The 11,550-nt window shown below is 39.3% G+C and carries 6 protein-coding genes; 1 reads left to right on the top strand and 5 read right to left on the bottom strand.

Translation table 11 applies throughout. The features are described 5' to 3' along the window. Window positions 1-364: 364 nt before the first annotated feature. A complete protein-coding gene (locus R2S57_RS23815) occupies window positions 365-1,033 on the bottom strand; it encodes a DUF3826 domain-containing protein (RefSeq protein ID WP_316847421.1) in 669 nt (222 codons plus the stop codon). Window positions 1,034-1,480: 447 nt separating this feature from the next. On the opposite strand from R2S57_RS23815, the gene R2S57_RS23810 reads away from it, so the two are divergent. Continuing rightward, window positions 1,481-2,350, top strand: a complete 870-nt coding sequence (locus tag R2S57_RS23810) for an AraC family transcriptional regulator (protein ID WP_316847420.1) — start codon at window positions 1,481-1,483, stop codon at window positions 2,348-2,350. Window positions 2,351-2,451: 101 nt separating this feature from the next. On the opposite strand, the gene R2S57_RS23805 is transcribed toward R2S57_RS23810, so the two are convergent. The 4 genes from R2S57_RS23805 to R2S57_RS23790 all read right to left on the bottom strand — a co-directional run bounded on the left by R2S57_RS23805 (window position 2,452) and on the right by R2S57_RS23790 (window position 11,550). Further along, complete coding sequence (locus tag R2S57_RS23805) at window positions 2,452-3,384, bottom strand: dihydrodipicolinate synthase family protein (protein WP_316847419.1); 933 nt, start codon at window positions 3,382-3,384, stop codon at window positions 2,452-2,454. A gap of 58 nt (window positions 3,385-3,442) precedes the next feature. Further along, on the bottom strand, window positions 3,443-5,011 hold the full coding sequence (locus R2S57_RS23800) for a sodium:solute symporter (RefSeq protein ID WP_316847418.1): 1,569 nt from the start codon (window positions 5,009-5,011) through the stop codon (window positions 3,443-3,445). 98 nt (window positions 5,012-5,109) lie between these two features. Then, a complete protein-coding gene (locus R2S57_RS23795) occupies window positions 5,110-8,574 on the bottom strand; it encodes a malectin domain-containing carbohydrate-binding protein (RefSeq protein ID WP_316847417.1) in 3,465 nt (1,154 codons plus the stop codon). A gap of 159 nt (window positions 8,575-8,733) precedes the next feature. Further along, window positions 8,734-11,550, bottom strand: coding sequence for a glycosyl hydrolase family 95 catalytic domain-containing protein (locus R2S57_RS23790; RefSeq protein WP_316847416.1), 2,817 nt, complete (start codon window positions 11,548-11,550; stop codon window positions 8,734-8,736).

Raw genomic sequence — 11,550 nt, 5'->3', positions numbered from 1 at the left:
CCTTCTTTTAATTAAGTAAAAACGTCTAAACAACGTTTATTAAAAGGGAAACGAAAGAAAACGGAATGTAATTTGGCTCATTTTTTCTATTTTGAGTTTGAGGATTTTTTGGTTAGAAAGTATATTATAATTCAAAATTACAGCTAAAACAAAAGTTTATTCTTGAATTGTGGCTATTTAATATATAATAGTATCAGATAAAACAATAATTATGCTATTCTATAATTTCTATTTTAATTGATGATACAAGATATAAAATAATTCATATATAAATACAATATTCTTAAATAAAAAAAATAAAATAATTTTCTATTGCATTTTTCTACAAAAGATAACATTAATGTCTATCTAAGACATCAGAATCTTAATTACTTTCCGTTTTGGCTTTTCTCCGCTTTTCCCACTCTGCTCCTTCTTTCTTTAAATCGTATCCGGCAGCCGATAAGTAATTGTTAATGCGGCCTTTATATTTACCAAACCAGGCATGTTTTTTATCCGATGACTCTGCATCCATGGCATGCTCCCTGGCCTCTGTTAACCAGATTAGGATCTGCTTTTTCTGATCTTCTGTTAAGGTCAAAATTTCCTCCTGATAAGCTTTGTAGGTGATTGGCAATACGTTATAAGTCATGCCGTTTTTTACCAGATTTACCTGCTCAGCAGATAATTGTGAAGAGAGTTTGCTGATGTATTTGTTGTGTTGTTTGGCTAAAGCCGCATCAACCTTTCTGCCATCCTTGGCCAGGGCCGAATCGCGCTCTACTTTATTGTCTTTATTTTTCTCTTTAATCTCTTTAACCCGGATATCGCGTGCTGCATAAATATCGTTTAAAGCACTATACTGATCCCTAATGATCCCTGTAACTTTTTCAGTTTTCTTAGTATCGTTTATACCCAGATTGGCCACAATTTTAGCCGAACGTTCGGTAATCATTTTAGTATAAGCTTCTTTATCGGCAGGTGTATTATTTTGGGCAAAAATTGTCGTAATGCCCGATACCGTTAACAATAAGGTTAAAATTGATAATTTCATGTTTTTAATATTTTAAATTGAATTTCTTTTTTTTATTTAGGTTTACTTTTCCGCATAAATGTACTTTAAACCTGGTTGAAATGGTGTAGCCGCTCCAATCGGTAATCGTTAGTGTAGGCCTACGATGTGTGGTCAGCCCTGCCCAGCAATTTTGATTTGCTGAAAGCCGTGAATCTCCACTCGAAACCAATAGAATTTCTCCTTGTTTACCTTGCCTCATTATTTATTAATAAACAAATTATTTATATAAAAATAATTTGTTGGTTTATATTTTGGTTAATCCTATACGGCTATATACAAAACTCCACAATGAAAAACACTATTTTCTAATGGTTTTTATCAAATTAATATAGGATATTATCATTAAACTATTTAACTTTAGCCCTGTTGTGCAACGATTTATGAATTGTATCAGCACAGCACTAACCAAATATTTTAGTTTACAGCATGAAACCTCATTTTCATAAAGTTCCCATTACCTTACAAAGTTCTTTCAGTATCCGTCATGATATCAAACCCGATTTCGGGAACATTTGGCATTACCACCCTGAGCTCGAGTTACATTATGTAATTAAAGGTGAGGGTGTTCGTTTCATTGGCGACAACATCAGTAATTTTGTACCAGATGAGATGGTTCTATTGGGCGAAAACCTGCCGCACACCTGGCGTTGTAAAGATGAATATTTCCAGAACAATCCCGACCTGACTACCGAAGCCATGGTGATTCACTTTTTGCCAGATTGCCTGGGGAAATACATGCTCACCCTACCTGAAGCTTATCTGATTCCTAAATTATTCGAAAAGGCTAAAGGCGGAATGGTGATTAAAGGAAAGGCAAAAGATAAACTGGTCGATTTGATGCGCGCTGCTGTTGACGCGACAAATTTAGACCGCATCATTATCCTGTTATCAATCTTAAAAACGCTCGCCGAAACGGATGAATATTCAACTATTGTAACGAGCAAAAACACTTTCTACCAAAGTAATGAATCAGAAACGCTCCGCATCAATAAAATCTGCAATTACACACTGAGCAATTATAAAAAGGATATTACATTGGAAGAAGTAGCTTCGTTAAGCAACCTGAGTGTGACTTCTTTCTGCAGGTATTTTAAACTCATGACCAAAAAGACCTTTTATGATTTCCTGATCGAAATCAGGGTAAGTCATGCTTGCCGCTTTTTGATTGAGAATAAATTACCGACCGAAATGATCTGCTTTGATTGTGGTTTTAACAATGTATCGAACTTTTACAGACACTTTAAAAAAGTTACCGGAATGACACCCCTGGATTATAAAAGGAAGTACTTGAATTAAATTCCATTCGCGATCGTCATGCTGAATTTAATTCAGCATCTTATCTAAAAAATAGATCCTGAAACAAGTTCAGGATGACGACCGCATTAAAAAGATCGGACCTATATAAAAACCTTAATATTCAGATTATTACGCAGTGAAGTATAATCATCAAACAAGGTTTCTACCTCTTTTACCACGCTTGGCGTAAATGAACCCACGTTTCTGCGTGTAAAGGTGGAGATATTTAAGCCACGTTTTTGCAGGAAGTATTTTGATACCACCGGATAAACATTGTGCATGACATCCATATTATCGATTAAAAATTGCTGCACCACCTGCACTTCGTCTGTCAGTGTTTCATCCTTGTAATGATCGCATAGCCAAACGATCAGTTCTGGAAAATAATTTCCTTGAATACACGACAAACCCGAAGATCCAGCTTTTAGCGATTCTACCGCATGAACGATATAAGCATCGTACAATCCGAAAGTTTTACCTGCTGTTAGTTTCAGTTTTTCCTTAATCTGATCAAGATCAAGGGAAGTGTCTTTATGATAGATTACTCTTCCAGTGGATACAAAATCGGCCAATTGCTTTGGTTTTAACACTCTTTTATACGGCACCGGACATTCGTAAAACCCCAGCTGGATTTTTTCCGTTTGATCTAAAAGATCGAAAAGACGATCGTTAAAAATTTCATCGGTTTCATTTTCATCTGCCAGCAAACTGGTAATGGCAATTACAGCCTCTACCCCCGCATCACTCACCTCTTTTATAAAATCAGCCTGTTTGCCAATTTCGCCACCAAAAGTTCCGGTTGCAACAACAGGTACAGCTCCGTTAACTACTTTAATCACATGTTTTATGGCCTGAATCCGCTCTTTACCGCTCAGTTCGAACATTTCGCTCGATAGGCAATTGGCAAATAAACCTGAAGAACCTGCCTGTAAATAAATCTCGGTAAGCTGTGTAAGTGCGGGATAATCGATGTTGCCGTTGCTCAAAAAAGGCGTGAGCATAACCGGGATGAACCCTTTTTGTGAGTTTTCCATTATAATCTGATAAGATAAATTGTTCTATATAGTTGCCTGGATAAACTTCCTGAGGATGTTAATTGGCTGTTTTAGTCTTTTTATTTTTAATTTTCGTGAGGAAAAGTCCTGCTAAAAAAATGGTTAAGGTGCCAATCACGATAATCATGTTTTGATGTAAAGGATTTCTAAAAGCTTCATATTCTGGAGGAAGAAGTGAAGAAAATGTCATCCATATAATGACGGCTATACCGATTATGGTTGCGGTGATGGCTTCGTGATTTTTAGTTTGCCTGCTGATCATGCCGAGTAAAAACAAGCCCAACATCCCCGCTGCAAAAATGCCTGATAATTCCCACCAGATATCTAAAATGCTTTTTACACCGATCATGGCTATTCCGGCGATCATACCGAGTAAGCCAAACCCTACCGTCGCCAAGTGCAAGAGCGATAAATTCTGTTTTTCGGTCACACCGGGCTTAAAATAGCGTTTATAAATATCTACCGAAAATACAGTCGCCGAAGCGTTCATTCCCGAGCTTATAGTGCTCATCGCGGCAGATAGAATGGCCGAAACAATTAATCCAACCAAGCCTATCGGGATTTTATTCACCATAAAATGGGGCATAATTTTATCACCGTAGTCCGATGGCTGTAATGCATTTTGCACTTTTAATATTTCTGTCGCGCTTGCATGTAAAGGCAAACGTTCTATCGCCACCTGATGTTTAATCGCCAACACTAAATCTGGGTTAACTTCGTAGTAGGCATATAAGCAAGATCCTATAATAAAAAATAACAGAGAGGCGGGGATATACAACCAAACACATAACCATATCGACTTTGAAGCCGCTTTGCTCGATGATGCCGTATGGTAACGCTGAATGTAATTCTGATCCATCCCAAAGTTATTCAGGTTGATAAAAAATCCATAAAGCAACACCACCCAAAACGAAGACCCTACAAAATCGGGCTTAAAACTGCCCAGACTAAATTTATGCGCAGATTGTCCGATCTCTACAATCTTCGAAACACCTCCCGGCATATTCGAGATGATTAAATATAGAATAAGTAAGGCGCCTAAAGTTTTCACCACGGCTTGTACCACTTCTGTCCATATTACCGCTTCAATTCCTCCTAAAACGGTATAAACAATGATACAGAGCCCCATTACGATCATAATCATCTGCATAGAATAACCAGTAAGGGCCTGTAAACTTAAGGCAATACCAAAAAATATTGATCCCATCCTGGCCAGTTGCGTCAACAAAAAACACAGCACCGCATAAACCCTTGCCCATGCACCAAAACGCTTTTCTAAATGGGTATAAGCTGATATTTCACCCGTATTCCGGTAAAAAGGAACGAAGTATTTTGAAGCGATCCAGGCGGCCAAAGGCATTGAAATACTGAATACAAAAGCGTTCCAATTGCTCCCAAAAGCTTTTCCTGGTACCCCTAAAAATGTATTGCTACTTAAAAATGTTGCATAAATAGATAAACCTATCGCCCATCCGGGGATCAGGCCCGAAGCTTTTGTAAATTGCTCGGCGTTTTTATTTTTCCGCGAAAAATAAACCCCAACTAATATCATCCCAACAAGATAAATGAAGATTATTGCAAGGTCGACTACAGGAAGTCCTTTCATTATTTGTTGGCTCGTTTATTAATTTGGTTAAAACAAATATGCATGTCTAAATAAGTACATTCATATAAGATTTTGGCTACATATTGTACCATCTTATCTTATTGAACATCTAAAGCATCAATAGCCAGTCGTTTACTGTCGATGGCAGTCAATCGAAGGTGATAGCTCCCGGCATTAATCATGCTTCCGGTATTGGTGCTTAAATAATTCCATTTCCCTGCCTTGGTTGGCGCAAATTCGACCATTTCTGTTTTCATTAGGGTGCCATCGGCCGATAAAAACTCCAGTTTTCCTTTCAAAACCTGCTCACTGGGGTTATGGTATTTTATAGTTAACGAATAGGTATCGGCAACGCCAACTGAAATTTTCCAGGTTAAACTTCCGTGATCTGCTGCATTAAAAACGACGCGTTCCTTATCCATTAACATTGATTTCACCATCTCCTTTCCTGTTAAAATCCCATCCGTAGCTTTATAGGAAATAGTAGTTTTTAAATCATAAGCAGGTTGTAAATGGGTAACCGGCAGTACAAAAACGGTGGCTGTTCTACTATCAAAAATAATTCTTTCATTTGGATCCAACCTTTTCCGATAAAGATTGAATGTTTCATCTTGACTATTCATCAATGAAGTTTTAGAATCTTCAAATCCTTGTGGAACGCTGCTATTTACATTTAAAGCGATAAAAGTATCAACAGTATCAGTAGCGGTAAATTCGATACTTTCCTGCCCTCGGGAGGCTTTTAGCCACTCTGCACCATACAAATTGGAAGGCAGCGCTGTAAAGGTAGAACTTTCACCTTTAAACTGCTCATCACCAATATCCAGCCAGTTATTAAGTTCAGCATTTTTAATTTTGCTTAGGAGTGAACGGCTCGGTGCAGCAGCCTGGACACCTGCATTTAAACTGGCAATGGCGATGGCCGAAATAACAGCCTGTCCCACTTTCACTTCTGGAAAATTGATATCTAGATAACCACCCTTAACAGTTGTTTTTATTGTTTTCTTCAGCAAAGTATTACTTCCCGCCTCTTTCCAGATATCTAAATCTTTTATTACGGTTTTACCATTAAACGCCACATCAAACAAACGCATGGCTTTAGCATCCAAACCTCCGCCTATACCCAGCCAGGGTTCTATAAAATAAAGCTCTACCAAGTATTCTCCATCAGGAAGCGGAAAATGATATTTCAACTGATCTCTGCCATACCTAAAGGTTTGGAAGAGCTTCCAGTCTGTTGTACCGTTAATCGGCTGAAAGGTGCGGCGTTGACTGGCAAAAAACGGAGGTACTCCTGTAAAGTTCGCTGTCCAGGACGTTGAGCCGAAGCTATTTTGTGAAGTTAAATTCCGGTCGGGAAACCATTTACTCCCATTAGCATCAGTATAATCGCCACCACCGCAATTTACCCGGTATATATATTTATAATCGCGTGCCGGAACAGTTAATTTTTTATCTGAAATTAATGTTTGAAAATTTGGGCTTTTAGGCAGATTTTGTAATACCACTTGATCTTTGGCAACAGCCTTTCCCTTCACATAACCAACCGCATATAACACATTATATTGAATATCAGGTTTGTCCCATTGGAAATGTGTGCCTATTACACCGCGTTTCTTTCGACCTAAAGATTCGTCATCGATATCGTTAAAAAGTTCTACTTCATCACAATTGGAATAAACAACAATGCTATCCTTTATCCCAGGTTTTGTCCAGCGGTTTGGCCAGGTATGCGAAACAATATATACCATGGGCTCCGTTTGTTTGGGTGCATAATTCGCCCTGAACATATAAAATACATCTGTGGGTTCTTCCCAGGGGGTGAACATGCCTTTATAATTTACAGGGCCAATGCGATCTAAATCTCTCAGCCCTTCGCCCCCTTGTACCCTTCCAGGGTTATCGTGCGAACTGTACAACCAGAAAAAATGTCCAGCTGTTTTATCCTTCACCGATTCGGCCAAACGCACTTTGGTCTCCATTAAATCGGTCATTCTGTTCTCGGTATAACCCTTTCCGTTGGTATCTGTGTGGTGGAGATCGATTGTTCTCCAGGCGCCATATTCGCCCACCAAAACCTGCCGTTGCAGATCCTCTCCGTAGGCCGAAGGGTTTCCGCCGTAGGTACCTGTCCAGTTTTGAGGTACATCCCAATCTGTTCCTTTACCACCGTTACAGGTGGTTACCTTCCTTTGCGATGAAGCCGTAGGATCTAATTTCCGAATCAGTTCGGTGCATTCTTTTGCGAAATCTTCGGGTAATGTACTTTCATTTTCCAACCCCCAAAGTACCACCGCCGGACTATTTCTACGCTCTTTTACCCAGTCGGTTAAAAGCGATTTAAAGTTTTTTCGAAATTCGGGTGTATCGTACCAGATATGTGCCGCCATTTGCGTCCAGCATAAAATCCCTTCTTTATCCCAATAATCAGAGTACAATAAATTGTGTGGCTGGTGCGCATCGCGGAAAGCATTAAAACCTGCAGCTTTGATCTGCCTAACCCTCGAACTGATCTGCTCGTTACTAAACGCGTGACTTTGGCCGATTAAATGTTCATATTCTGCAATACCATTGATAAAAACAGGTTTTCCATTTAACAGAAATTGTTTCTGATTCGCTTGTTGGCCGATAGGCCAGCTAATCCAGCGAATGCCATAAGGTGTTTTTAGTTCGTCTACCACTTTTCCATTCTCCACTAGTATAGTTTGTAAAGTATATAGATGTGGATTTTCTAAAGACCAAAGTTTAGGATTGATGATTTTGTCGGTCTGCTGATCGATTTGGATTTCTTTTCCAACGGGAACAGTTACTATTTTACTTAAGACTTTAACCAGCTTTCCATTCTGATCTAATAATCTGTTAATTATAGAAATATTTTTAGGCTTAAAGCCATAATTTTTAACTGTGGTACTCAGATTCGAAACAGCGGCTTGATCTGAAATTTTATTATCATTCCAAATATGAACACCAAAAGGTTCAATCCGAACTTCATTGGTTATGATTAAATGAACCGGACGGAAAATACCCATGGGTTGAGATCCTTCGGAAAAGCCACGTTCTGTAGAACATCCACCATCAACCCAGGGCAAATCCTGAATGTTGGCTGGATGATCTGCCCTCACCCCCAAAACATTATCTTGATTATTCAATTTTATGGCATCAGTAACGTCCAGGGTAAATGTTGTTCTTCCGCCGGCATGATAGCCTACTTTTTTGCCATTTAACCAAACGGTTGCATAAGAACCAACGCCTTCGAAATACAGGAAAAAACGTTTACCCTGTTTAATTTCATTGGTTTTAAATACCCGGCGGTACCAGGCATAACCGTGTTTATTGCCATGAAGTTTCCGTTGATAACCCTCATATTGGTCCCAGTTGTGCGGAACGTTTACTTTTTTCCAGCTTAGGGTATTGTAATTGATCTGCTGAAAACCATTGTAAGCGTTGTTATTTTTCTCATCGGCGATGCTGAGCCAACTGGCGTTTAAGGAAATATCTTTACGGATTTGGTTTTGTGCGTAGAGTGAGCTGGCGCCATTTAAACTAATAAAACATAGTACCAATAAAAAAAAGCACTTAAATTTAATTCTTTTTGGTTCGTGGAGACACGAACCAAAATTCACGTGGCAAAAAAGCTTTACTGAATTAACTTTTAATAAGTCTCTTGCAAAGGAGATTGCTTCGTCGTGCCTCCTCGCAATGACGATTTCATTGTTCATATTTTATAGCAATTTCAAATCTCCATTTAGCTTATAACTTTCTCCCGCTTTGGTTTCGAAAGTTACCCTGTTATTTTTGTAATGGATTTTACAAGCCCCTCCAGTTTTAGATTTTACTATAAGTGAGGTCAATATACCATTATCCCAGGCTAGATCCAGCTCAAAGCCTCCTCTGGCCCGGAGTCCTTTAATTTCGCCATGCGGAATGGCGATTGGTAATGCTGGTAAAATATCCAGATATCCCTGATGACTTTGAGCAATCATTTCAGCAATTCCGGCTGCACCGCCAAAGTTTCCATCGATTTGAAAAGGTGGGTGTGCATCAAAAAGGTTTACATAAGAACCTGCACCATTATTGGCTGGTTTCATTAACATCCTAACCAGTTTCATGGCATGGTCGCCATCTTTAAACCTTGCCCAAAAATTGATCTTCCAGGCTAAACTCCAGCCTGTAGCATCATCGCCGCGGTATAGTAAAGACTGTTTTGCAGCCTGCATCATCTTTTCGTTACTGTCCCAGGTGATGTCATTTCCTGGATAAACACCCCAAAGATGTGAAACATGACGGTGTTTATTCGTGGTATCATCCTTATCCTCGAGCCATTCTTGCAATTGACCGTATTTTCCGATCTGATTTGGCGCAATCTGTTTTACCTTTTCAGTTAGCGTTTTTCTAAAATCCTGATCTATATGGAGTAGCTCAGAAGCAGCAATACAGTTATTAAACAACGATCTGATAATCTGATGATCCATCGTTGGTCCGGCCACTAAACCTCCGTTTTCAGGCGAATTGGATGGTGTGCTGATCAACCATCCGGTTTTTGGATCTTTCACTAAAAAATCTTCATAAAACAATGCCGCCTGTTTCATTAAGGGGTAAGCCTCGGTTTCCAGGAATTTACGGTCTTTACTAAATTGGTAATGCTCCCATAAATGCTGACTTAACCAACCGCCTCCACTTACCCAAATACCATGATCTGAGGCATTGATCGGTGCTGTTCCATTCCATAAATCGGTATTGTGGTGTAAAACCCAACCATGGGCATTGTAATATGCTTTTGCCGTTTCGGCACCGGTTTTTGATAATCCTTTGATTTTATTAAAAAGCGGTTCATTTAAAGCTGATAAATTGAGGATTTCAGTAGGCCAATAATTCATTTCAAGGTTAATATTGGTGGTATACTTGCTTCCCCATGGCGGAGTAAGCAAATCGTTCCAAATCCCCTGAAGGTTTGCTGGTTGTGTACCTGGGCGCGAACTTGAAATTAACAGATACCTGCCATATTGCATATACAAGGCAGCAAATGCAGGGTCGTTATCCGTTGCAAATTTTGCCAGTCTTTCGTCTGTTGGTAGGTTTTCATTCTCTGAACGGCCAAAATCAACGCTAAAAGTATTGTAATAACGCTGATATTCTTTAATATGGTTCTGTTTAATTTCTGTATAATTTTTACCTTTCAATCCGCTGAGTGCTGTAATATTGGCCGTAGCCGGATTTCCTGAAACATTCTGTGCATTGATAAAGTTTGTTCCACCAGTTAAATAAAGCGTTACTTCATCAGCCAGATGAATACTGATTTTACCATTCACAATTTTTACCGATCCGTTTTTAACCAATGCCGTTAAGCGGCTTTCTCCTTTCATAACACCATCCTTTACCTTAACCGATAATGCTATTACATTATTACCCAGCGCTTTTACAGCGGATTTTCGATGTGGACTGGAAAGTTCGGCATCAAAAGAAATGGACGCCTTTTTATCAGCGGTTAAATGAATGGCAATGGTCTGATTCGGCTGACTTGCAAAATACTCACGCTGATAATTTATACCGTTTAAAGTATAGGTGGTTTTGGCAACAGCAGTACTGATATCTAAAGACCTTTTGTAATTGGTAACGATGGATTTGCTTTGTTTGAAATATAAATTCAGATCACCAAAAGGCTGATAACTGCCCTGGTATTGCGGAACAGCAGGTGGATCTTCATCCTGGATTTTATATTTCCAATCTTTAACAAGCGAAATACCCTGATCTACATTTCCTCCGGCAGGATAAATACCTATTTTTTTTGAGGTATCCTTATAACCTGCCAAACCACCTTTATCGAAGTAGTTGAGCACCTGGGTGGCAATTACATTTTTACCCTTTTTAATCAGTTTTGCTGGAATAGTGTATTTTCTGGGCTCTGTATTATCGGTATTGCCAACCAACTGACCATTGATATAGGTAAAATCCTGATCACGGATCCGGTTAAGGTCCAGTACAAGATCTTTTCCAATCCAGTTTTCGGGAACATCAAAAGTTGTTCTGAACCAAACTGCACCATCCAAATTTGCTAATCCAACGGCTTCCCATCCTTCATATGCCGGCACTTTTATGGTTTTCCAGAGTTTGTCGTCAAAACTGGCCAGTGCAGGATTTCCCTGAAGACCTTTTCCGGCCTTCATTTCATCTACCCAAACTTTTCTATCTCCCGAAGTACTTTGCAAGCCCATAAACTGTTCTTGAGCCAGTGCCTCAGCTGCTGCCTGTTTCCCTTCCGAAAGTAGTTTCCTGATCTCAGGTAGATATTGATAGGCGCCTTTGCGGTTATAGTCTCTTGGCTTGCCTGTCCACAGTGTTTCTTCGTTAAACTGAATATGATCAACCGCAGTTCCGGCAAAAATCATGGCACCCAATCGGCCATTGCCAATAGGTAAAGCATCCGTCCACTTTTCGGCAGCCTTAGTATACCATAAAGTATGGTTATTCTCCTGGGCAACACTGCTAAAATGAACAATCGATATTAAAAATGATGTAATCAGTAAAAGTTTAAACTTCAT

Origin of the sequence: Pedobacter psychrodurus (assembly GCF_032678585.1) — a bacterium.
GTDB classification, from domain to species: domain Bacteria; phylum Bacteroidota; class Bacteroidia; order Sphingobacteriales; family Sphingobacteriaceae; genus Pedobacter; species Pedobacter psychrodurus_A.
This window is presented reverse-complemented; position numbering and strand designations above follow the sequence as displayed.